A 23561-nucleotide genomic window follows, 5' to 3' on the forward strand; every position below is an offset into this window, starting at 1 on the left:
TGCGCTTGAACTAAACCGCATATTGAAGGCACATTTAGACATGTGAATGTGCTGCCATTTGCAAGATTGAGAGGTCCGTTTATCAGTTAGCTTGATAAAGTCGCTTCATGTATTTTTGAAGAAATTGAACTGCGATCTCTGAGTTTTGTTCGTGCAGATTTTTGTCCCAAAGAAGCTCGGAATTTTCTTCGGGACTAAGCGACAAATCGTTCCAGATATCACGCAAAGGTACATCAGACTTGGTACCAATCCTGTTGACCAGAAGGCTGTATATATGCGCTTGCGTCAATATGATTCTCCACAACACAGGGCAAGTGTTGGGATGAAATTTATGAAATAAATTGAACAACAGAGAGATTTCATGTTGGGGGTTCAGCTTGAGTAACTCTCCCACGTTGCGCTCAAAGTCTCCGAATGTTCGAAGAGTATGGGGCTCATTCTCGGATAGAAAACAATCGTGTAATACGTTGTCTAAACTGCCTAGTGCAATCCCTTGACGTCGAACAAATCCAAGATCGCCTTCTATTTTCGGATGCCCGCTTTTTAGCAAAGGCTCATATGGAATTTTCGGTTCTCTACCAGCAAGTTCAAAATCACTTGAAAGCGTTTGAGAAAGGATTTTCGCAAGCGTATATGTAGTTGCAACGCCTTCATCTACGCTGAAATCAACGAAAGTGAGCTTGCGTTGAATTATTTTGAATATGGCAATGGGAGCTAGTAACTTGTAAATTGTGGACCACATGTAGTACCCGTTGTGGTCGAGCCATCCCCCATCCGGCGTGAGCGTTCCGCTACGGACGCTACGAGCCAGACTTGCTACTCGGTAGTATGCGTCCTCACACTGTTCTACTAGTTGAAAGAGCAGTGGTTCGTACTGTTCGTACAGTTTCTTCTTTGCTTCATATTCGTAGTCTCGCCGTGCATTTTTCTCGGCACTTGCCGTGCCAAGTTCGGCTTTTATTCTCTCCAGATTTTGACTTTGCTCCGTCGCAAGGAGTGATTTGTGAGTTTCTAATTTGCGATCATATTCATGGCGAATTGAATCTTTAATTCGTTCCGAAATCCATGTTTTACTCAACCAAACCAGTACGGCAGTCAATATTCCGCTAATCGTTGCTGAGGCTAAAAGAGTGGATGCAAAGTCGGTCATAAGAGCTTGTTCGTTTTATGAACAAAAATTTCAGTGGGTACCCTCATGCGAATCAAGCTGAAGAGGTGTGTTGGTCGGCACATCTCTCAGTGAGACTCGATATAAGAAGTCATGGCCTAGAGATTGCTGGGTATCTGACAGAAGTAGCTTTCAGATGTACTCAGTTTGAATTTTCATCGTTGGCCATGGTTGGCGCCGGAAGCGCTTTTTGCAAAGCATCTTTATGCTCGCCAAAATCAATGTCCGGTTTTGCATATTGCAGTTCAAGTTGAATTTTTTCCGCACGATCAAAAGCTACTAGTTGTTTTTTCTGCTCTGCAGTGGGCTCTACTCCCTCAGCAATTTTTGGCTTTTTGGGTAACTCCAGTCGCAGTTCAACTTTGGCGCCTTCCGCCAGCTTATGTGACAATTTTTGAAGCGCTACGGATAAGGCGTTACGCAGTTCATTTTTTCGGCCCTTGTCAGAACCTTTATAGAACTCTGAGACCAACTTCGTCGCTAATTTATCCAGATCTGTCTTTACCTTTGAGGCGTTGTGTGTCTCCAGTTTCTTTAGAACATCTTTTGGCGCATCTGAATCGACCAGCTGTGCATACAGCGATTTCATCTTAATAAGATCTCGCAGTATGGAGTTGACGCCCTTCACACATTTGGCCACGCCGAATATGAATGTGGCCGTTCCTGCCAAGTAGAGCAACCAGGAACCGGAGGCAAGAGTTCGAACATTCACCGGAGCTCTCTCTGGATCAAAGGTCTCTGAGATGGCCTGACATATCCGGTGCCAGTCTTTAGCTTCTTTAGATAGATCATCCAGAGTCTTCGTTTCGTAATCTACCGGTAGATCAATCAGCATCTCTGCGTCACCCTCAGGCAGCTTGAAATACTCAACTTCCAACTCACTGAAGGCGGTGTTGATGGTGGTTATGTAGTTCAGCTTCTTTACAGTTTTGTCTTTTAGCCGGTTTAGCGCTGTCGCCATCAAGTTCGCGCTAAGTTGGTTTGAATTTATGGCACCCATCACCTCATCAAACAACGGATCTCCGAGGTATTCCTCAAGATCCAAATCTGCTATCAATTGCGCTAAATCTTCATCTGGATTGTTCAATGGACTTTCTTGTAAGAGGCCTCTTAGTTCCTCTAGATGGTCTCTGAAGTTTTTGGCGAGATTGGTGTCTCCAGGACTCCCCGCGATAGCATTGAGATCGTTTATGAGACCTTGTATGCGCGTGTCCAGATTGATGCGGTTCACATCCTGATCGATTATTTCGATCCCCCTATGAAAGCGTGCTAAATCCATATCCCCTCCTTTTTGTATCAACTTGGGTCTCGCCACTTGCGGACTGCCTTAACGGTACCAGCCTAGCTTGATCTTTGGTAGCCATACCTATCGTTACCCCTTAAGCCCCTTACCCGCCCGCGCCACCATCTCCTCCGTCCCTAGATCCTTCGCACACCACCCCGCCACAATGCGCGACGAGTTGGAGAGACCATGCGCGTCCGGCCCGCTGCCTTCGCCTTGCAGCACCTGAACCGGAATCTGCGCTTTCTGCAATGCATCGGCCATCACGGTTTGCGAAGCCCAGAAAACGTTTTTGTCATTCGGGTTGCCCAGCACAAACACGCGCAGCTTGGGGTTGACCTTGTCTTTGGCGACAAATTTCCACGGCTCGTAGGAATCGGCGTAGTTGGTGGTGTCTTTGGTGCGGCCCATCATTTCCCAGCGGATGCGGGGAGAGGAGGGTGCTGAGGTGGGGATGGCGCAGACGATGTCTGAACGTTCGGTGATCAAGGACGAGGTGACGTGGCCGCCGCCGCTTTGTCCGGCGATGACCCATTCTTCAATGCCGTAGTGCTTCTTGATCTCGTCTAACGCGGCCGAGATGATGAGTGATTCGTCAATGCGCCTGCGCTGCATGTGGTCGCCTGATGAGCCGTGGGTGCCCGGGCGGCCCATGTATATGTAGGGCATGCCGAGTGTTTTGGCCCAACCGTCGGCGAAGTTTTGCAACTGGGCATTGGTCAAGTCCAGGTAGTTTTTGCTGGTCTTGCCTATGCCTACAAAGATGTCGCCGTGAAAGAACACGATGGCGCGTTTGACGGGCTGGTCGCCAAAACCGGCCTTCCAGTATTTAAGGCATTCAGCGCCCGAGCTGGCCGTAGCGGCCCAGACTGTATTGGCGGCGGCTGCGCATTGCGCCTGCGTGGCCTTGACGCCGTGCAGGATGGCCGATTCTGAAAAATCGCCTGCGTCGCTAAATTCGAAACGGCCGAACTGGGCATGACCGGTGGCCGGTACCAGCAGGGATGCCGCCCATCCCGTCATCACCAGAAAATTGCGCAGGCGCTTGGGGTAAGGGGATGGGCGCATATGTGGGCCTAGGGCTTGGCGACACCCATCTGTTGCAGCTCCAGGCCCGCTGCGACGTGCTCGATGTAGAGGAGGACGCCTTTTTCGCGGGCCTTGTTGAAAAACTCGGCGGCCTTTGTCTTGTCGCCCTGGGCATAGTAGTTCTGGCCAACATAGAAATAACCCTCCACAAGGGCCATGTCGCGCTCGTCGCCTTTTTTGCTGTCGAGTGTGGCCAGGGCCTGTTCGGGCGTCATCAGGCCGTGCAGCATGGCAAGGGCGGGGCGGGGCCAGTCACCGCCAGGCTTGGCCCTGGCAAGCGCTTGCTGTGCGGCGTCCGGCGTGATGCCCAGCCGCTTTTGTGTCCATACGCGCCACAGCTCTGCATAAAGTGCTGCGTCTGCATCAGCCTGTTTGGACTGGCTTGCTTTGGCAAAGTCTTCTGCCGCTGCCGCAAGCTGGCCGCCGTAGAAACGCGCATGGCCGCGCCGGTACATCACGTGGTCGCTTTCGTCGCCGAGTGAGATGGCCTTGCTGTAGTCGGCAATGCTGCGGGGGTAGTCTTGCAGGCCAAAGTACACATTGCCGCGGCAGGCATAGGCGCGCGAAAAGTTGGGGCTGCCCTTGATGGCAAGCTGGGCGTCTTTCAGGCCTTCTTCGGGTTTGCCGAGGTCTGTGAGTGCTTCGGCGCGTTCGCACAGGGCGTTTGCCAGGTCGTCACCGCTCAGCCGGCCGCTGTCGATACCTTTGCCGATCTTGCCGATGCGGTCTTTCAGGCGGTCCTCAATTGTCTGGCGCAGGTTTTTGGCCCCCAGGCCCAGCAGGCCGGATGCCTTGATGTCGTCTTTACGCACTACCGCAATGGGGTAAAAAATCTCGCCCGTGCGGCGCAGGGCGGCCGCATAGGCCGGCACGCGTGACGCCTCGATCTGGGTTTGCAGTACGGCCAGCTCGATGGAGGTTGATGCCCGATTGCCGCGAAAGGTGCTGGAGACCTTGTAGTCAAAGGCGTCGTCGCGCACGGAGCGCGTGAGGGGGTCACGCACCACAGACACCTCAGGCGGGAATTCAATCTCGATCGAGTAGCGGTTCTTGCGCGGCAGGACTTCCATGGACAGCGGCTGGGTGCGATTGACTGACGGCGGCATGACCACCATGCCCGCCATGTTGCTGGCGCTGTAGCGCACGCCCCACTCGCCAGTGGCCGTGATGGCCAGGTTGGGAATGATGTAGAGGTTTTTGACGGTTATGACGTTGTTAACGGTGTCGTCGAGCACCTGGAGCGGCGCCGAAAAACGGATGCCGGGATAGAGCCGCTCATATACCTCGCGAAACACCTTGTCGCGCTGCTCGGTCGTCCAGGYGGCCAACTGGATGCGGCGCATTTCCGCGCTGTAGCCCGACCAGAGGTTCTGGCTTTCGAGCGTGCCGTCGCCGCCAAATTTCGGCAGCGTGATTTTTTCGGTGAGTTCGTTGCGGGAGATCGCGGCGTAATCAGCTGACTTGATGCGGGTGAAGCTGCTGTTGCCGGGTTGAACAACGAGTACTTCAGAGCCTTCATGCGGCTGGCCTAGCGCGTCCAGCCGTCCGGTTTGGCCGATCAGGGTGGGGTCGAGAAAATAGGTTTTTCCTTCCACTTCCGCGCGCACGATGGCGTGGTCGAAAGCGTAAGGTGAAGGCAGCATCTTCGTCAGTCCATCGCGGAAGCGGGTGGACACCAGCACCGGCTGTGCCTTGATGCCCAGCGCGCGCAGCATCTCGATCAGCATGAATGACTTGTCCTTGCAGTCGCCATAGCGGCGCTGCAGGGTGAGCGCGGGTTGCGTGGGGCGGTGCGAACTTTCACCCAGGGACACCGAGAAATAACGGATTTCGTTCTGCACCCATTGCAGTGCACCGGAGACGCGCTCGTCCATGGTGGGCTTGGTGCCCAGCGTTTGCACTACCTGCATGATTTCAGGAGGCAAGGGTGCGTTGCTACGGAACAGCTGATCAGCCCAGTCCGACACCTCGGCCCAGCTCTGGAACTCCGAGAACTGCATGGAGCGGCCCACATAAAAACTGGAAGGAACCGACGCTTCAAAGTCCACGGCCGGCAGCGCGAGCTGTTCCCAACGGAGTTTTTTCATCGCGCCGCTGACTGACTCGACAGGCTTTGGATAGTCCTTGTTCAGGTCGCCCAAAAAACGCACATTGATCTTGCGCGCGGAAGGATAGTTAAGCGTGACACGGCGCCGGTCAACCGGGCCGCCCTGGTCCCAGCTAGCGTAGTCAATGAAGCGGTTGCCCATGACCGGGTTGGCTCCGATGGTGGAGTAGGCGATCTCCAGTATGTCGCCGACGCGCAGGTCCTCAACCAGGATGGATGCGGTGGTTTCGCCGTTGTAGGCGCCCATGTCGAGGCCGGTTTCCTGCTGAAGGAAGCGGATTTCGGCCGTGGCGAGCTTGTCAAGAACCTGGCCTGCGCGGTGAATGCGCAAAATATGGAGCTTGGCCCGCTGGTATTCGGGGTTGAAGGACACCTGCATCGTGCCCAGCGACTGCAACGGGGCATTGGTGTTGGCCAGCCAGGCCCGGTGTACAAAGCTGGTGGATTGTGCGGCCACCATGAACTGCGTGTCCGCCAGTATGGTTACCACTGGTGCCTTGCTTTGCGTGGCAGGCAGGTTGGTGATGGGTTCGACCCAACTGGGCAGGGCCGCCTGGCGCTCGAATTTGTCGGATGAAATCCGCACTTCCTTGACGCCTTCGTTCGGACCCTGTGTAGCAGGCGCCGGCTGGGAGTGCGCGGCCAGTGCGCACAGACCGAGCGTGCCCATCAACATCGTGCTGCGCACGGCATGCAACCAGATTTTCAAAATATTCTCCCTCGTAATTCGAATTGTTTTGTGGACGCTTTTTTGGGGGCCTCGTTGGCGCTGCGTCTTTCGGGTTGCCAGTTATTTGGCCCAGTTGTCCTTCATGCCCGTGACCCGATTGAATACGGCTTTACTGGCAGAGTGATCCACCAGGTCAGTCACAAAGTACCCATGCCGCTCAAACTGAAAGCGCGTACCGGCGGGCACATTCGTCAGTGATGGCTCAACGTAGGCAGTCACTGCCTTGAGGCTGTCGGGATTCAACTCATCGTGGAAATCCTTGTCGCCGGTGCCGGGGTGTTCGGTGGTGAAGAGGCGGTCATAAAGGCGCACTTCGGCCTGCACCGCGTCGTTCACGCCCACCCAGGTGATCACGCCCTTGACCTTGATGGCGTCTGAGCCGGGCGTGCCGCTCTTGGTGTCGGGGATCAAGGTGGCGTGCACTTCTGTCACCTTGTCGTTTGCGTCTTTCACCGCGCCCGTGCATTCAATGACGTGGCCGTACTTCAGGCGCACCTTGCTTCCCGCAATGGCCTGCTTGCTGGCGTTGATGTGGGGCGGGAACAGGCGGAAGAAACCTTTGGGGGGAGTTTCTTCGTAGTCGGTGCGCTCAATCCAGACTTCCTTGCCGATCTTGAACTGGCGCTTGCCCATCTCTTCGTGGTGCGGATGAACCGGGGCGCTGCAATCGTCGAGCTTTCCTGCGCCCATGACTTCGTCCCAGTTGGTCAGTACCAGTTTGACGGGGTCGAGCACGGCCATGGCGCGTGGGGCAATCGGGTCGAGCGTATCGCGCAGCGAGCCTTCGAGCGTGCTGTAGTCGATCCAGCTGTCGCTCTTGGTCACGCCTATGCGTTCGGCAAAGAGTTGCAGCGATTCGGGCGTGTAGCCGCGGCGGCGCAGGCCGACTATTGTTGGCATGCGCGGGTCGTCCCAGCCGCTCACGCGCTTTTCTGTCACCAGCTGCGCGAGTTTGCGTTTGCTGGTGAGCACGTAGGTGAGGTTCAGTCGCGCAAATTCGTACTGGCGTGGGTGCGGTGTGGCGATCAGCTTGCCTTCGGCCAAACGGTCGAGCAGCCAGTCGTAAAACGGGCGCTGGTCTTCAAACTCGAGCGTGCAGATGCTGTGGGTGATTTGCTCAAGTGCGTCTTCGACCGGGTGGGCGAAGGTGTACATCGGGTAAATGCACCATTTGTCGCCCGTGTTGTGGTGGTGGGCGCGGCGTATGCGGTAGATGGCCGGGTCACGCATGTTGATGTTGGGGGAGGCCATGTCGATTTTTGCGCGCAGCACGGCGGCGCCGTCGGGCAGCTTGCCGTCTCGCATCTCGCGAAAACGGGCCAGGTTTTCAGCGGGTGTGCGGCCGCGGAAGGGACTGTTGGTGCCGGGGTGGCCGAAGTCGCCGCGGTTGTGGCGCATTTCTTCGGCGGTTTGTTCGTCAACGTAGGCGTTGCCGCTTTCAATCAAATATTCAGCCGCGCGGTACATGAAGTCGAAGTAGTCGCTGGCCTGGTAGGGCGTGTCGCCCCCCTTGTCGTTGCCGATCTGCGCCCAGTCATAGCCCAGCCACTTGACGGCTTCAATGATGCTGTCGACGTATTCGGTGTCTTCTTTTTCGGGGTTGGTGTCGTCAAAGCGCAGGTGGCATACGCCGCCGTAGTCACGCGCCAGGCCGAAGTTCAGGCAAATGCTTTTGGCGTGGCCCACATGTAAGTAGCCGTTGGGCTCGGGCGGAAAGCGCAGGCGCACCTTGGCCGGGTCGGGCTGGCCTCCAGCATGGTGGGCAGCGTCCCCGGGGCTGCCGCCCCAGCGGCGGCTGGCATAAGTGCCTTCGGCCAGGTCTTTTTCGATGATCTGGCGCAGGAAGTTGCTGGGCTTGTGGGTTTCTTTGTCGGCGGGAGCGGAGGCAGGGGCGGGGGTGGTCATTGAGTGATTTTAGGGGGTTACGTTTGGCTACGCTCTTCACTGTGCATGCGGTACGCCGTTACGGGGGTGGCGCGTTTAATAAACACATGGGCATTTCCTGCCCTGTTAAGGAGATCATATGAAGACAGCATTCAAGGCAAACCGCTCCGTCGCCATGGCTGGTGCCGCAGCCGCATTGGCCCTGGCCGCCTTCGGCTTTGCCGGTGCAGCCCAGGCCCGCGACAACGTGACCTTTTCTGTAGGGGTTGCCGCCCCAGGTGTGCAGGTCGGCGTGACAAACGCCTACCCGGTGTACCAGCAGCCTGTTTATGTGCAGCCGGCACCTGTGTATTACCAGCCTGCGCCGGTGTACTACCAGCCGCGCCCTGTGTACGTCAGGCCTGCACCGGTGTATTACGCACCGCAGCCTGTGTACTACGGCCCCAGGCACGGCGGCTACTATGGTCCGCGCCCGGTGTATTACCAGGGGCATGGCCGCGGACATGGTCACGGCCACGGCCACGGATATCGCTAAGAATCGTTAAGGGGTTTTGAAAGGCATCCTGCCGGTCAATCACGCCCCAAAACCCTCAAACAAAAAGCCCGCTTCGTGCGGGCTTTTTGTTGGGCGCTGAAAGGTTGGTGGGTTGCAGTACTAGGCGGCCGGGCGCCAGAAAACATAGTCGGCCTCGTAAGGCACCGACACCCGCATGCCCAGGCTGGCGGAGGTGCATGGGGTGGCCGACACAACCCCGCCCGCTGTTCTGCGGCTCTGGATGTAGCTGACGCTGGCGAGGGCACCCGGGGTGTCTGAAGGGCTCACCATGGCCCGCTGCAGCGGTAGGCTGCTGCGGTCGGTGAACACTTCGACCAGTTCCCGCGCGGCGACTTTGGAGCCGTCGCTGTGCACCCAGCGTGAGCGCAAACCCGGGTAGTACATGACGGTCTGGCCATAACTGTCTTGCAGCCGCAGCCCGGGCGTCTGGAGCAGCCAGGCGTATTCATAGGGCGCACGTTTGATGGCCTGGCATTCGTACAGGAGGTCGCCCTTGCCCTGCGCTTCCAGCACGGCCTGGTGGCCCGCCGGCACGCGTATGGCTTCAGGCAGGGCCTGCTGGGCGTTGTAGGGGTTGGGCAGGCGCACGCTGCAGGCGCCAAGCACCCCCACTGCGCCGGTGACCATGAGCACGCTTCGCAGCAGGGCGAAGCAGGGAGCGCGAGGGGCTTTGGTGTTCACGGCAGGTTCCAGGTGAGGGGCGATGGTCTCAGGCACCAGTAAAACACAATAAGCCAGGCCCGCTGTAGGACGCCGAAGAGAATGGGTGCGGGCAAAGGTCGGCAGGTTTCACCGGGTAGGGTGATGGCGCATTGGAAGCGTCCAGCCGGTATTCCATGCCGGTGCCAATGCCGATGTCGTGATGCAGCTCCATCCCGGTGCCAAATATGGCTGCAGCCCAATAAGAATCAGCGCGAGCAGCTATAAATTCAGTAGCGGATTGATTCTGCCAACGCCAGAAAAAAAGCCCGCAGACCAGGGGCCTGCGGGCTTTTGGGTTCCGTTTGCCGCTCTGCTTCAAGAGGCTTTCCAGAAAATATAGTCGGCCTGGTAAGACGTTGTCAGCTTGTCGCCGAGGTCGGATTGCGTGCAGGCCTTGCCCAGCTCCTGGCCGCCCTTGGTCTTGATGCGCTGGATGTAGGTGATGTTTTGCAGGACGCCGGGCGTGGCGCCGGATGCACCGGTGGAAAGCTGGTTCGGCAGGTTGGTGGCGCCTATGCGGGGTGCCAGCGCCACCTGCGTGCCGACGACGCTGGAGCCGTCGACGTGCGTCCAGGTGGCAGGCGGGCCGGAATATTTCGCGACGGTTTTGCCGGTGCGGTCCAGCAGGTCGGCTTCGGGCCTCACGAGAACCCAGCCGATGGTGCCGGCCGTGTCGGCGTTGGCCTTGCACTCGTAATGAAGCAGGCCGCTGGCGGTGGTTTCAAGCGCCACAACATGCCCGGGCGGCACCTTGACCGATGCGTCCAGCGGGTCCTGCGTGTATTCCTTGGGAAGCGGCGCGACGCCGGAGCAGGCGGTGATCAGCGCGGCAGTGCCGGTGACCATGGCCAGCGTGACGGCAACGCTCTTGCTATAGGCCCAAAAGGTGTTGTGTGTGCTTTTCATGAAGGCTCCTCGGGTTGTTGTTTTGCCCGCTAACCAGTAAAGCCCGCTGAAATGTAAACATCTGTAGGACGCCGCGCAGCCTCGTTGCCAGCGCCTGGCCGGACCGTTTGCGGGCAAACGCGACAGCTCAGGCGGCATGTCAAAAGACAGGTCACGCAACCAGCCAAAGAGGAGGCCAACTGCCCATAAAAAAGCCCGCAGCGCCGGCCTTGCGGCAAGCCTGCGGGCGTAAGACCAGCCCCGCCTGACTTCAGAGCTGGCGGCTCACCCTGAGGAGATGCGGGTGAAGGGTGTCGGGCGCCGGGAAGTGCCTGTGCGAACTCCCTGCACTTTCCGGCGTTTACATCGCCTTGTAGAAGATGTAGCCGGCCTGGTACTTCACGACCTGTTTGGCGCCCATGTTGCCGGCGGCGCAGGGCATGGCGGGCGCAACGCCGCCCTGGGTGTCCACGCGCTGGATGTAGGTCACGCCGCTCATGGCGCCGCTGCCCATGGCCGGGTTGCCCTTGACGAGCTGCAAAGGGATGTTGCCCATGCCGCCGGGGGCGACCGCGATTTGCGTTGCCGTCAGTTTGGAGCCGTCCATGCTTTCCCAGGTGGCCGGCGGGCCGTAGTATTTGCCGACCTGCTTGCCGCTGCGGTCATTGAGCTTCGCGTCGGGGCCGACAAAGACCCATTCAAACTGGCCGGCCATGTCTTTTTTGGCATTGCACTGGTAGGTGATGTCGCCCACGCCGACGGTCTCCATCGCGACCTTGTTGCCGGCCGGTACCTGCACGGCGGCAGGCAGGCTGGCTTGCGAGTACGTGGGCATCATGGGCGACATGCTGCCGCAGGCGGCGAGCAAGGACACGAGCAGAACTGAAGCTGAGGCGGTGGCTGTGCGTAAAGTCATTTTTGAACTCCTGGGTTTTTGTGAACCGGCCAGGCTGGCCGGCATGTACCGGACGTCCGCCCTTGTTGTGTACCTGTGCGGGCGCGTCCCGCAATGGATACGGCGCAAAAACGGCAATGGATTCAAATGAATGAGGCCCCACGCATCGCGTCCTATGCCAAGCGCTATCAAATTAGTAGCTACTCGCGCCCGTCCTGCATGGGCTAGAGGTCGATTTGATGCATAACTCCCGCAGAGCCGGTTCTTCGGCGTATTCACCAGCGGGGGCCGCGGAACCGGCTTTGCCGGGCCGCAGGCGCCGCCCCCTGAGGGGGGAACAGGCTACACGCAGTGAGCCTGGACAGGGGGGAACCTTATTGCCCGAAGCGCGGGCCCTTGAGGAGAAAATCGGCTTCCTCGGGCGTATCGGTACGCCCCAGCGCCGCGTTGCGGTAGGGGAAGCGTCCGAAGCGGGCAATGATGTCCCGGTGCTGGTGGGCGAAGTCAAGATTGCCGCGCAGGCGCTGCTTGAGTGAATCGGGCGCGTCGTCCACCAGCCGGGTGAAGCGCGCCACGCATTCATCTTGCAGCGCCAGGCTTTCGGCATGCATCAGCGGCATGTACAAAAAGACGCGCCCGGCCCAGGGCAGCTGCAGGTCGGTTTGGGCGGTCAGCGCCTCCAGCACCAGTTGCTGGGCCCGCGCGTCGCCGGCAAAGGCCTTGCCGGAGCCGCGAAAGACATTGCGTGTGAACTGGTCCAAAAGGACGACCAGCGCCAGGCGGTGAAGGGGCGGTTGCGCCCAGCCTTGCAGGCCGCCGTCCACGGCTGCCTCGACCGCATGGCCGAAGCGCGTGCGGATGTCTTCGTCGAGTTCGGCGCCGCCGCCAAACCAGCGTTTGCCAAGGTCTTGCGTGGGCCAGTCTTTTTCGACGCCGTCGCCCAGCCAGAAGTCCAGGACTTCGGCGGGCGTGGCGTGGTGGCGGGCAGGCGCCGCGCCGGAAAGTGCACCAGGGAGTGCGCCAGACAATGCGCCAGGGAGTGAGGTGGGCTCGGTCATGACGACCGAAAGCTTAGCCTACCAGCGGTCGGAGCGCAGTTGCAGGTCCCAAACACCCTTGCGGATCGAGTAAACGCCGACCACGCCGTAACGCTGCTCGCCCACCGAGTCCCACTTCATGGAGCCGGTAATCGGCGCGTAGCCGTCGAAGGTGCGCAGGGTTTCGGTGATTTTTTCGGGCTTGACCGAGTTGGCGCGCCGCATGGCGCCGGCCAGGATGTACATCGCGTCGTAGGTGTAGTGGCCGCCGTAAGCCGGCTCCCTTTTGAAGGTGTCCTGGTACTTGCTCAGGAAGGCCTTGCCGTTGACAAACTCTTTGGCGTCCAGGATGGGCGAAGTGGCGTAGATGCCCTTGACTGTGTCGCTGCCCTTGAGCATGTCGGTCGTCTTGATGGTGTCGCCGCCCAGAATGCTGATCTGCTGGTTGTAGTCGATCTTCTTGAGGGCATCAATCAGCGCGAGGATCTGGAAGTCGCCTTGCGTGGACACGACCACTTCGACATTGCCGTCCTTGATCTTGCCGGCCAGCTCGTCGAACTTGGTGGTCTTGTCGTCGGATGAATAGGTGACCACTACTGCCTTGCCGGCTTTCTTCAGCTCGACGGCCGCACCGGCGGCCAGGCCCTTGCCGTAGGTGGTGCCGTCATCGACGATGGCGAACTTGCTGGCACTGAGCTGGTTGGCGGCGAAGGAGCCGATCGCGCGGGCCTGCAGGTTGTCGTTGGCCACCAGGCGGAAGGTGGTGGCCAGGCCCAGCTCGGTGAACTTGGGGTTGGTCGAGATGGCCAGCTGGGGAATGTTTTTGGCGGCATAGACCGGTGCGGCCGGGATGCTGACGCCCGAATTGAGGTTGCCGATCACGGCGACCACGCCGGCATCGACGAGCTGCTGCGCGACTTCCACACCGGTTTTTGGATCAGACCGGTCGTCCATGGCCACGATTTCAATCTTGACCGTCTTGCCCTTGATCTGGAAGCCCTCCTTGTTGATCTCGTCCACGGCCATCTTCACGCCGTTGTGCAAGTCCTGGCCGAGCGCGGCGAGGTTTCCCGACAGCGGTTGGGCAACGCCGATCTTGATGGTGTCTGGCGGGTTGTCACAACCCGAGAGCAGGGCGCTGGCTACGGCAATGGCGGTCAGGCCGACCAGGGTATTGCGGCGGGAGGTGAAGCTGTTCATCGTGAGAACCTTGGTGGTAATGTTGGTGTAACTGAATGTATATTTCACCTTCATGAAGCGGTAGTAGGGTTCACCCATCAGCGAATGAATGTACGAGTAGATAAGTTTTACTAATGGTTCTTATTGGTTCGTTTTTGACTCAAAAATGCACCTGAAAGGCTCATTTTTGGTTCACTTCGATGCGTGACTGCCTGGCGTGCCTGTGGCCAGCCTCACAAACCCGTTGCCGGGAATTTAAGGGAGCAGGTGCCTGCGCAGGAAGCTGCTGATCTTCTGGTCCACCGCGGGAAGCTCGCTGCGGTCAAAGCCGGGCGGGTCCAGCAGCAGGTCTTTGGCCAGGGCCGACATGGCATCGGCCGGTGGCGGCGGCGACAGCAGCGCACCGTGGCCGCCGGTGGGCAGGTCGGCCACGTGTTCGCAGCGCTTGCAGGCCGCAAGCACCACGTCGCTGTGAAAACGGGGCACCAGCCAGCGATCTTGCCGGGCGGTGACCAGCCCGAGCGGCACGGGCGGTGAGGCCAGCGAGGCCATGTCGAAATCGGCGGCCAGCGGAACGCCGGCAACCACTGCGCGAATGCGCGGATCGGTGTGGGTTTGCCAGCCTGCGTCGCTGAATCTTTGGCGAATCACTGCCAGCGCCACCGTTTTTTTCAGGCCGTCCAGCATGCCGCCCGTGAGCCGGGTGGTCAGCCCGACGCAGGTTTGAAAGTCCTCGGCAATGTTGGCCTCGCAATGCCGGGCCAGCAGCGCCGGGGACCAGCGGCCGCCGGCGAGCGTCAGGGCGGTGTGTCCGCCGGCCGACATGCCGTACATGCCGACCTTGTCCAGCGACAGCAGCGGTGCCAGGCGCTGGTCATGCGCTACCGCGTCAATGGCGCGGGACACTTCGGCGGGCCGCAGCTTCCAGCTGTCGGGTCCGGGGGTGGATGGGTCCATGGCGTTGTCGCCGCGGTGCCGGGGAAACGCGACCACGAAGCCGTCTTCGACCAGGCGGCGTGCCAGGTCGGTGTAGGTCCAGGGCGAGCCGCCCGAGCCGTGCGAGATCACCACCAGGCGCGTATTGCCGCGCACCGGCTGGCCACCGCGATCAAGTTTGAGGGAATAGGAGCCGAACTGGGCCTGCCGGTCTTCACCGGCGGAAGGGTAAAAAACGCTGATGGGGCCATCGTCCTGCAGGCCGGGCAGTTCGGTGAATCCCATGCCGGCCTGCACGCAGGTGGCGGCGAGCAGCAACAGGCCACTCAGGACATAACGGTGCATGGGTGTTCCTTCTTTTTCTGGGCGCCCAGGTGGGGCATTGTGTGCGTCTGAGGGATTTTCACCGGACTCCGTGCACGGACCGTCCTGCCACGGGCTCGTCAAAAAATGCTGCGGCTTTTTCGGGCGATGTGGAAAGTCACAGCAGGCCGAGCTGCATCCACAGCATCTTGCCCAGGTAGCGGTCGGGCATCAGCGTGAACACGCCTGCCACAAGGCATGCGCCAATGTAGAGGGACTGCATGGCGCGGCGGTGGCCCGCAATGTTGCCGCGGCTCAAATGCCAGAACGCGCCGCTCAGGCTGAGCAGCGCGAATGGCACCAGCAAATGGATAGGTGTGTAGCCGGCGATATTGGGATAGTCATAGTCGCGGATGAAAACGGCCGTCGCGGCGGTGACCAGCATCATCGTCACAAAAGCATAACCAAAAGCCCGGTGCAGCTTGGGCCGCTGCACGCGTCCTTTGCGCGCCCACAGCGCGACGGGCCCAATGACGATGGCGGTGCTGGCAGCAAACAGGTGAATGGCGATCAGCGGTGTCAGTTGCATGGCTGTGGCGACTGGCGAAGGGGTAACAAATTGTGCACAGAAATGCCACCCCTGTCCAGACTCACTGCGGTAGCTGGTTCCCCCTCGAGGGAGCAGGCGCCTGCGGTCTGGCAAAGCCACTCCCGCGGCCCTACTGGTGAAATACCCCATCCGGGTTGCGCGCCGGGAGCTCTTGAACCCAGCCGGGCCGCGGAACCGGCTTTGCCGGGCCGCAGGCGCAGCGGCCCCCTCGGGGGGCAGGGAGCGACACGAAGTGCGCGACCGTGGGGGCCATAATCTTTCATTTTCTGGAGACCGCGTGGATATAGCACTGTTGATCAAAGCCGCCGTCATGGGCATCGTCGAGGGCCTGACTGAATTCCTGCCGATCTCTTCGACAGGGCACCTGATATTGGCCGGCGCTCTGCTGGGATTTGACGATGAAAAAGCCAAGGTGTTTGACATCGCGATCCAGACCGGCGCCATTTTTGCGGTGATCCTCGTGTACTGGCAGAAGATCCGCGCCACAGCCGTAGCCCTGCCGACCGAGAAACAGGCGCAACAGTTTGTGCTGAATGTGCTGGTGGCCTTTGTGCCCGCCGTGGTGCTGGGCCTGCTGTTCGGCAAGGCCATCAAGGCCCATCTTTTCACGCCGGTGGTGGTGGCCAGCACCTTCATCATCGGCGGCTTCATCATCCTCTGGGCCGAAAAGCGCCAGCAAAAGAACACCGCGGCTGCGCGCATCCAGGAGGTGGAGGACATGACCGTGATGGACGCGGTGAAGGTCGGCCTGGTGCAATGCCTGGCGATGATTCCCGGCACCAGCCGAAGCGGTGCGACCATCATCGGCGGCATGCTGCTGGGGCTGTCGCGCAAGGCCGCGACCGACTTCTCGTTTTTCCTGGCCATGCCGACGCTGATTGGCGCCGGCGCCTACAGCCTGTACAAGGAGCGGGCGCTGCTGTCTGCTGCCGACATGCCCATGTTCGCGGTAGGCCTGGTGTTTTCGTTTTTCAGCGCCTGGCTTTGCGTGCGCTGGCTGCTGCGCTACATCTCGACCAACAGCTTTGTGCCGTTTGCCTGGTACCGCATCGCGTTCGGCATTGTGGTGCTGGCCACGGCATGGAGCGGGCTGGTGGTTTGGGCGGCGTAAACAACTGAGCGTCCGGTAAAAGAGACGCAGAGGAGGGGACTGCCATGACCTGGCTTCGTTATTTTTCTGTTCTTCTTTTTGGCTTTCTGCTGGCACAGCTGTCGCATGCGAGTGGCCCGGTATTTATCCCGTCGCAGGACGGCAAGCTGCAGATTCCCGGCTACTGGTTCGACACCGGCGACAAGGATCCGCGGCCCGTCATCATCGGCCTGCACGGCTGCGGCGGCGGGCTCGACAGCAAAGGCAATTTTGCCGAGCGGCTCTTCCGCTATGGCGGGTACTTCAACGCGGAGCGCATGCATTTCCTCGCGCTGGACAGCTTCACCCCGCGTGGCCAGAAATCGATTTGCGAGACGCCCAACAAGCTTCGCACCATTCACGAAAGCGACCGCCGCGAGGACGTGTTCGCCGCCATCGACTGGCTGGTGAAGCAGCCGTCCGTGGATGCTTCGCGCATTGTGGTCCTGGGCTGGTCGCATGGCGCGCAGACAGTGCTCAGCACCATCGACGCCACAGACAAATTCGTGCAGGCACAGAAGGTGCAGCCGCGCGCCGCCGTGGCTTTTTACCCTGGCTGCCTGCTGAACAACAGGATGTGGAACTATGAAGTCCATGTGCCGCTTTTGATCATGATCGGCGAGCTTGACGACTGGACACTGGCCCCGGAATGCGTCACCCTGCATGGGCGCCTGCAAAAGAACAAAGCCAATGCGCCGGTGGAACTGACGGTTTACCCCGGCAGCTACCACGGCTTTGACGGCCCCGGGCCTGTCAAGCAAATGGAAGGCCTGGGCAACACCAAAACCGGCAAGGCCACGGTGGGCGGCAACCCCGCAGCGCGGGAAGCATCGCATGCGCGCATGTTCGAGTTTCTCTCGGCGCAATTGGGCCAGCCTTTGCTGTTGTCGCACGCCCAGCGCTTCAAAGGGCATCACTACGTGGTGCCGCCTGCCTCCGGCTTTGCGGCGGCCGATGACACGGCGGCCGTGCCGCTCAGCGACGCCGGCAAGGCGCGTTATGCCCACTTCCGTACCTTGCCGTCCCCCAAAGCCTTTGCCGTGACGGAAAAGGGCGGCTGGTACTTCAACGCTGGCGAGCCCGAAGCGATCGCGACGACCTTCCAGCAGTGTGCGAGGGCGAAATCAAGGTGCTGGCTGTATGCGGTAGACGATCAGGTGGTGTGGCAGCCCGATGCGGCGGCGCGAGCGGGTGAAGCGGGCCTGAAACGCGTGAGTGCGCCAGCCCGTTGAGCGATGCGTTGCCCAAGCTGCGATTGGCGTGACGTCTGACAAAAGCTGTCACATCCCGGTGTTACGCTGGATTTTTAAACTTCACCCAGGGGCGCACCATGAGTATTCTCGGCAAAATTTTCGGCAAGATATTTCCCTCGCTGCAAACGCCCGATGCAGCGCCGCCGGTGGCTGCCGCCCCCGCTGACACAGCACCTGCCCCGGCGCCTGCAGCGCCACCCATGCAGCAGGTCGATGTCGAAGCCCTGCTCAACGGCATGGCCAGCAAGAACCCGGAAAAACTCAACTGGAAGACCTCCATCGTCGACCTGATGAAGCTCCTGCACCTGGACAGCAGCCTGGGTGAGCGCAAGGAGCTGGCGAAGGAGCTGGGTTACACGGGCGACATGAATGACAGCGCGACCATGAACATCTGGCTGCACAAGCAGGTCATGAACAAGCTGGCAGCCAACGGCGGCAAGGTACCCGCCGACCTGATGGACTAGGCTTGCGAGGGGTAACGCTCAGGCGGACCTGAGCTTTTCGACCAGGGCTGTGTAGCCGGCCATCGCGTCTTCGCGGGTCATGCCCTTGCGCTGGGCCCATGCATCGTATTTGGCGCGGCCTGTCACGTCCATCATGCCGGGCCGTTCGCCGGTCGCGTCGCCCAGCGTCGCCTGTTTGTACAGGGCATAGAGGCCCAGCAGGGCTTCGTTGTCAGGTGGTTGGGCCAGCGTCTTCACTGCGATGCCGGCGGCTTCAAAAGCGCGCTCGGCTTCGCTGGGCCCGGCAGGGGCCACCGGTTCACCGAAGTGCGCGTCTTCCAGCGCCACGTCGTCGGGAAACCAGCGCGCATCGAGCAGCCGGCCCGAGCGCACCGCAAAGGCCAGTACACCCTGCGACATCAGGCCGCCGGCCGTGAGCGTGGCGGGCACCACGGCCACGCCGGCATTGAACACCGGCTGCCCGAATGCCGTGAACCGCACTGCAGCGGCCCACGGCAGCATGGCCTGCAGACCCTTGTTGCCGCGGTAGACGCCGCTGGCGCGGTTGGCGCCGGGCTGGAACCATGCCATGTCCGAAGCGCCCCTGGCAAAGATGCCGGTGAAGTCGCCGGCTTCGAGCGCCGTGCGCAGCGCTTGCGCAAATGCGGCCAGTGCTTCGGGGCTCATCTTCGGGTCATCTACCGCCATGCCTAGTGAGGCCGCGCTGCTGGCGCCGAAAAACTCCAGCACGTTGCGGGCAACCTGTTCGCGGTCGTTGTCGACGCAGATCATGTGATAGCTGTTTTCCAGCACCACCATGCGGGCTTTGGCGCCGCCGATCTGCTCGACCAGGTAGTTGGCCGAGCTCAGGCTGGTGAGTTCATCCTCGCGTGCGTGGATGACCAGGGTTTCGCTGGCCATGTCTTTCAGGCCCGTCATCACCCAGCCGCGAAGCCGGTCTACCTGCCGCACGCAGGCCAGCGGTACCCAGCGGTAATGAAAGGCTTCACCACGCGCAAATTTGGCTTTAACGATGGCGCGCAGCTGTTCGTTCTTGATGCCGAAAGGGTCTTCTTCCTCGACCTTCATGCGTGCCGCAACGCCGGGCACGTGGTACATCAGGTGGCGCAGCGGGGTGTACCAGGCGGTGGCCCAGCCGTCGATGTAGATAGGCGGCGCCAGCGCGATCAGCTTGCCGCGCGTGTGCTTTTGCCGCTTGGCCAGCTCGGTGGCCAGCAGCGCGCCCATGCACATGCCCATGATGTGGAAGTTGTCGTGCAGCGCGGCTACCTCGTGGTACTTGGCCGTAACGGCATCCATCCACTGTTCGGCGGTCACGTTCACCAAATCCTCGGGCGTGGTGCCGTGGCCGGGCAGCGTCAGCGAATGCGTGACGAAGCCCGCGTTTTTCAGCCGCTTGTGCATGGAGCCCAAATCGTATTGCGTGCCGCCCAGCCCGTGGATAAGGAAAACGGCCGGCGTTTTCGTGTCTGCGGCCGGCGCTGGCGACTCGGCGGACGCGGTGCTGGAAGTGTCCAGAGCCACGTCAGGCCTCGACTTCCAGCAGCGCTGCAACCTGTTCGACATTGCCGTCGGCGCCGCGCACACCCGACAGGCGCGCGTTCACGCTGGCCACGCGGCCGTCGCTCCAGCGCAGGGTGTTCTTCCACAGCACGTGGTCGCGCTGGCCCTGGGTCAGGTCGCGCCAGTCGGCTTGCAGCCCGGGCTGCTCTTGCGGGTCGGTGTGGGCGATGAAGTCCTGCACGGTCAGCAGCGCGTTGGCGTTGGTGCGCAGCAACTCGCTGGCGCCTTCGCCCCATTCGGCAGCGCCCGTCCTGGCGTCAAAATTGGCGACCACCGTGCGGTTGGAGTCCAGCACCTGGCGGTAGCGGGTGCGCCAGTCTTGCGCCTGCGCCAGGGCCTGTGCGGCGGTGGCACCCAGGGCATTGACCACGCCCACCAGCAGCGCCATCACGGCAACATAACCCTGGATCTCGATCACGGCCTCACCGGGAAAGCCTTCCACCTCGGCGAAGGGGCCGCCGCCGGCGTTGGTCCATGCGACCAGGGCCAGCGCGCCGATGAGCGTGGCCACCGTGGCGCCGCGTTCTTTCCAGAGGATGGCGGTTACCACCATGAAGGGCAGCGGCAGGTAGGTGAGGGTGGGGCCCAGTGATGCGCTGAACCGGTCGGACACATCGCTCGAAAAGATCAGCCCCGCCACCACAAAGAAAAGCAGAAAGGTGCCGGCGCCCGCCAGGAACTGGCTGGTGGCCATGCCGCCCGATCGCTTGACCTTGAAGCTGGAAAACGCAGTGATGAGCGGCGCAATCAGCAAGATGCCGACAAAGGTGGTGCAGGTCCACACGCGCCATTCGGTCAGCAGGACAACGGGCTCGGGCAGGGCCCAGCTCCAGAGCATCACGCCGATGCTGGCACCCAGCGCGGAGGTCAGCAGTGCACCCAGCAGCACGCCGGCGTAAGCCTTGCCCGGCTCCATGCCGCCGTCAGGCCCGGTGCTGCGCAGCAGGCGCGCCACCCAGGCGCCCAGGCTTGCGCAGAGGGCTTCGTTCAGGCCAAAAGCGATGGCCGGCAGCACGGCCAGGCCGTCCAGCAAGGCCAGCGCGATGGCCGCCAGCGCGGCGCCCGCCAGCACGGCAGGGCGCTTGGGCGGTTTCACGGCCAGCAGGGCGCCAAAGGTGACACCCGTGGCCAGCCAGACGGATGCGCTCAGCGTCATCGCGTCGCCCATGCTTTGGGACAGCACCGCGGCAACGGCCCAGGCTAGAAAGGTCACGGCGAGGGTGACGATAAAGGACAGGGCCATGAGAAACCTCCTCTGAGAGTCGTTCTGATGCGCGGCGCAGGGGCTACCGGATGATGTGGGCTAGTTTATCCAGTCTGTTGCAAATGTAGAACCGCGGTCTTAAGGGTAAGTCCCCCGCGGCGTCAACATCGCTGAGATCTACACTTTTAGGTGATTTTTGGCCTTTGGGGAAATAGGAACGGGCGCTGGCAGCTATTGAATTGATAGCGGTTCCTTGAGGCCGGTTTGTGTTCCGACTGGGCGCTTTCGTCTAGGAGCTGCTGGCCGGGGGTTGCCCGGCATGCAAGTAACTTTCTTTTGCTTCGCCAAAAGAAAGTCACCAAAGAAAAGGCGACCCTGCTGTCTGCGACCCTTCGCTTCGCTACGGGCAACCTGCGGTGCTCGGTTCAGGCGGGGTCTCGCTCGAACTCGCTTCGCTCAGACAATCGCGATCCCTGATCCGCCTGAACCTCCGCTCCTCGGCGCAGACAGAAGGGGCTAGCGGGAGCGGGGACCGAATACCAATACCCAAGACAAATACCAACAAGGACTCGCCACGGCGAGTCCTTGTTTCTTCCGGAATTTGGGGTTTGTCTTCGGCTGTTGGGTATTGGGTGTTGGCTCCCTCCCACCCCCTTGTGGATGCGCCGAGGAGCGGAGGTTCAGACGGATCAGGGCAAAAACTTGTTTGAGCGAAGCGAGTTGTTTTTGACCCCGGCTGGACCGAGCACCGCAGGCTGCCCGCAGCGCAGCGGAGGGACGCAGGAACCAGGGTCGCCTTTCTTTTGCTTACTTTTCTTTGGCGAAGCAAAGAAAAGTGAGTTGCATGCCGGGCAACCCCCGGCCAGCCGCCCTCGGCAAAGAGTGCACCGCCGGAAACAACAGCAGCCTACTCGAGGAAATTCCTCAAAGCCGCCTCAATCGCAGCCGCCGTTGCCAACGGCTTCTCCATCGGAAACAGATGACTCCCATCCAGCATCATGATCCGCCCCTTCGTCACTTTTTCGGTCATCGCCATCCCAACCTGCTTCATCTCCACCGATTGCCGCCCGCCGATAAAGGCAACGGGGCATTTCAGCGGATGGCGTTTGAGCAAACCTTCCAGATTGTGCGGAAGCGTGTTGTAGATCGCGGTTTCGACGTCGCGGTCGAAGCTCAGCAACTGCTTTCCATCGTCGTCGCCGGTGCCTTCGTAGGTGCCATGCTCGATGTAGTCACGCAGCACTTGTTCGTCCCAGGCGGCAAACGCCTTCTTGCTGCGAAAGTGTTCAAACACTTCCTCCTTGCCCAGCCACTGGTTCTTGCGTTTGCGGCTGATGGCGCCGGGGGAGATGGAGCCCACCAGTTGTGCGCGCTTGGCCACGCTCAGCGCTGCGGCGCGCCAGCCGCCGAGGATGGGGGAGTCGACCAGCACCACGCCCTTGACGGGCTGGCCGCCCAGCACAGGATTACGTGCGGCGCACATCAGGCTTAAAAAGCCGCCCAGCGAATGGCCCACCAGGAAAGCCGGCTGGCCGGATTTTTCAACCTCGCGGGCCGTGAAGTCGGCCAACTGCTGCACCAGGTGCGGCCAGTTGCTGGTGACCGGGTAGCGCGGGTCGTGGCCGAATTTTTCAATCGCCTTGACCTGAAAGCCGCGTGCTTTCAGGCTCTGGAACACCGCGCTGTAGGTGCTGGCCGGGAAGCTGTTGCCGTGGGAAAAAATGACCAGCGGCTTTGCGTTGGCGGGCACGGCTTAAATCAGTTTTTCGTCAGGCGTGCTGATCTTCTTCAACGGCTCATGGCGCGTGGCCGGCATCTTCAACGGGATGTCGGTGTGCGCGTCGTCCCACACCGGGTCTTCGATGCTGTCGAACACCTCGCGCAGCTTCTGGCCCCAGCTGCTGTGCATCATGCGGTAGTAGGGGTTGTCGTTGTCGATGCAGACGATCTTGTCGCTCCGGTAGGTGTCGGCCTCATAGACCACCAGGTCCAGCGGCAGGCCAACCGAGAGATTCGACTTCATGGTCGAGTCCATGGACACCAGCACGCACTTGGCGGCTTCGGCCAGCGGCGTGGCCGGGGTGAGCACGCGGTCCAGCACGGGTTTGCCGTATTTGGATTCGCCGACCTGGAAATAAGGCGTCTCGTCGGTGGCTTCGATGAAGTTGCCGGCCGAATACATCTGGAAGAGGCGCATGTTCTCGCCGCGGATTTGTCCGCCGAAGACCAGCGAGACGTTGAAGTCGACATCGGCGTTTTTCAATGCTTCGGCGTCGCGGTCGTAGACGCGGCGTATCGCCGAGCCCAGCACGCGGGCTGCGTCGAACATGCTTTTGGCGTTCCAGATCGTGATGGCTTCGCCGCCGTCGGGGTCCTTGAGCTGCTCGACCTGCAGGATTTCGCGGATCGACTGGGAAATCGACAGATTGCCGGCCGACAGCAGCACCATGAAACGGTCGCCCGGCTTTTCATAGACGATCATTTTGCGGAAGGTGCTGATGTGGTCCAGGCCCGCGTTCGTGCGGGAGTCTGACAGGAACACCAGCCCGGCGTTGAGTTTGGCGGCGACGCAGTAAGTCATGAGG

General features: G+C 60.6%; 20 protein-coding genes. 4 read left to right on the plus strand and 16 right to left on the minus strand.

All coding sequences use genetic code 11. The annotated features are described in order from the left end of the window. Positions 1-82: 82 nt before the first annotated feature. From AC1D13_RS01930 to AC1D13_RS01950, 5 genes are all read right to left on the minus strand, one after another. Positions 83-1150 (minus strand): hypothetical protein, encoded by a 1068-nt coding sequence (locus AC1D13_RS01930; protein WP_477688844.1) that lies wholly within the window; start codon positions 1148-1150, stop codon positions 83-85. Positions 1151-1310: 160 nt separating this feature from the next. Further along, positions 1311-2447 carry a hypothetical protein gene (locus AC1D13_RS01935; protein WP_477688845.1) on the minus strand — a complete coding sequence of 379 codons (1137 nt, stop codon included), beginning with the start codon at positions 2445-2447 and terminating at the stop codon, positions 1311-1313. A gap of 93 nt (positions 2448-2540) precedes the next feature. After that, positions 2541-3518 (minus strand): alpha/beta hydrolase family protein, encoded by a 978-nt coding sequence (locus AC1D13_RS01940; protein ID WP_477688846.1) that lies wholly within the window; start codon positions 3516-3518, stop codon positions 2541-2543. An 8-nt stretch (positions 3519-3526) separates the two neighbouring features. After that, on the minus strand, positions 3527-6355 hold the full coding sequence (locus tag AC1D13_RS01945) for a DUF3857 domain-containing protein (RefSeq protein ID WP_477688847.1): 2829 nt from the start codon (positions 6353-6355) through the stop codon (positions 3527-3529). 81 nt (positions 6356-6436) lie between these two features. Continuing rightward, complete coding sequence (locus AC1D13_RS01950; RefSeq protein ID WP_477688848.1) at positions 6437-8281, minus strand: glutamine--tRNA ligase/YqeY domain fusion protein; 1845 nt, start codon at positions 8279-8281, stop codon at positions 6437-6439. A gap of 118 nt (positions 8282-8399) precedes the next feature. Between AC1D13_RS01950 and AC1D13_RS01955 the strand changes: the two genes are divergently transcribed. Beyond that, positions 8400-8795, plus strand: a complete 396-nt coding sequence (locus AC1D13_RS01955) for a hypothetical protein (RefSeq protein ID WP_477688849.1) — start codon at positions 8400-8402, stop codon at positions 8793-8795. Between the two features lie 120 nt (positions 8796-8915). Here AC1D13_RS01955 and AC1D13_RS01960 read toward each other — a convergent pair whose 3' ends face one another. The 7 genes from AC1D13_RS01960 to AC1D13_RS01990 form a co-directional block, all read right to left on the minus strand. After that, on the minus strand, positions 8916-9497 hold the full coding sequence (locus AC1D13_RS01960; protein ID WP_477688850.1) for a DUF3455 domain-containing protein: 582 nt from the start codon (positions 9495-9497) through the stop codon (positions 8916-8918). A 336-nt stretch (positions 9498-9833) separates the two neighbouring features. Continuing rightward, the gene (locus AC1D13_RS01965) at positions 9834-10424 is read right to left on the minus strand and encodes a DUF3455 domain-containing protein (RefSeq protein WP_477688851.1); all 591 of its coding nucleotides are present in this window, start codon (positions 10422-10424) and stop codon (positions 9834-9836) included. Between the two features lie 340 nt (positions 10425-10764). Beyond that, entirely contained in the window at positions 10765-11319 is a 555-nt protein-coding gene (locus AC1D13_RS01970; protein ID WP_477688852.1) for a DUF3455 domain-containing protein, read from the minus strand. A 353-nt stretch (positions 11320-11672) separates the two neighbouring features. Then, positions 11673-12356, minus strand: coding sequence for a DUF924 family protein (locus AC1D13_RS01975; RefSeq protein WP_477688853.1), 684 nt, complete (start codon positions 12354-12356; stop codon positions 11673-11675). A gap of 18 nt (positions 12357-12374) precedes the next feature. Then, positions 12375-13535, minus strand: coding sequence for a branched-chain amino acid ABC transporter substrate-binding protein (locus AC1D13_RS01980; protein WP_477689137.1), 1161 nt, complete (start codon positions 13533-13535; stop codon positions 12375-12377). Between the two features lie 234 nt (positions 13536-13769). Then, positions 13770-14795, minus strand: coding sequence for an alpha/beta hydrolase family protein (locus AC1D13_RS01985; protein WP_477688854.1), 1026 nt, complete (start codon positions 14793-14795; stop codon positions 13770-13772). A gap of 136 nt (positions 14796-14931) precedes the next feature. Further along, entirely contained in the window at positions 14932-15342 is a 411-nt protein-coding gene (locus AC1D13_RS01990; protein WP_457279125.1) for a DUF2306 domain-containing protein, read from the minus strand. Positions 15343-15640: 298 nt separating this feature from the next. On the opposite strand from AC1D13_RS01990, the gene AC1D13_RS01995 reads away from it, so the two are divergent. The 3 genes from AC1D13_RS01995 (at position 15641) to AC1D13_RS02005 (ending at position 18209) form a co-directional block, all read left to right on the plus strand. After that, complete coding sequence (locus tag AC1D13_RS01995) at positions 15641-16474, plus strand: undecaprenyl-diphosphate phosphatase (protein WP_457279124.1); 834 nt, start codon at positions 15641-15643, stop codon at positions 16472-16474. Positions 16475-16518: 44 nt separating this feature from the next. After that, on the plus strand, positions 16519-17724 hold the full coding sequence (locus AC1D13_RS02000; protein WP_457279123.1) for a dienelactone hydrolase family protein: 1206 nt from the start codon (positions 16519-16521) through the stop codon (positions 17722-17724). 98 nt (positions 17725-17822) lie between these two features. Continuing rightward, positions 17823-18209 (plus strand): DUF3597 domain-containing protein, encoded by a 387-nt coding sequence (locus tag AC1D13_RS02005; protein ID WP_477686643.1) that lies wholly within the window; start codon positions 17823-17825, stop codon positions 18207-18209. An 18-nt stretch (positions 18210-18227) separates the two neighbouring features. Here the strand turns inward: AC1D13_RS02005 and AC1D13_RS02010 are convergent, their stop codons facing one another. The 4 genes from AC1D13_RS02010 to AC1D13_RS02025 all read right to left on the minus strand — a co-directional run bounded on the left by AC1D13_RS02010 (position 18228) and on the right by AC1D13_RS02025 (position 23557). Further along, the gene (locus AC1D13_RS02010; RefSeq protein ID WP_477666372.1) at positions 18228-19733 is read right to left on the minus strand and encodes an acyl-CoA-binding protein; all 1506 of its coding nucleotides are present in this window, start codon (positions 19731-19733) and stop codon (positions 18228-18230) included. A 1-nt stretch (position 19734) separates the two neighbouring features. After that, positions 19735-21015: an MASE1 domain-containing protein gene (locus tag AC1D13_RS02015; RefSeq protein ID WP_477688855.1), complete on the minus strand. Its 1281-nt coding sequence runs from the start codon at positions 21013-21015 to the stop codon at positions 19735-19737. Positions 21016-21883: 868 nt separating this feature from the next. Further along, a complete protein-coding gene (locus AC1D13_RS02020; protein ID WP_457279119.1) occupies positions 21884-22726 on the minus strand; it encodes an alpha/beta hydrolase in 843 nt (280 codons plus the stop codon). 3 nt (positions 22727-22729) lie between these two features. After that, positions 22730-23557 carry a proteasome-type protease gene (locus AC1D13_RS02025; protein ID WP_457279118.1) on the minus strand — a complete coding sequence of 276 codons (828 nt, stop codon included), beginning with the start codon at positions 23555-23557 and terminating at the stop codon, positions 22730-22732. Between the last annotated feature and the right edge of the window lie 4 nt (positions 23558-23561).

The sequence above is a fragment of the Polaromonas sp. P1_E12 genome (assembly GCF_056405975.1).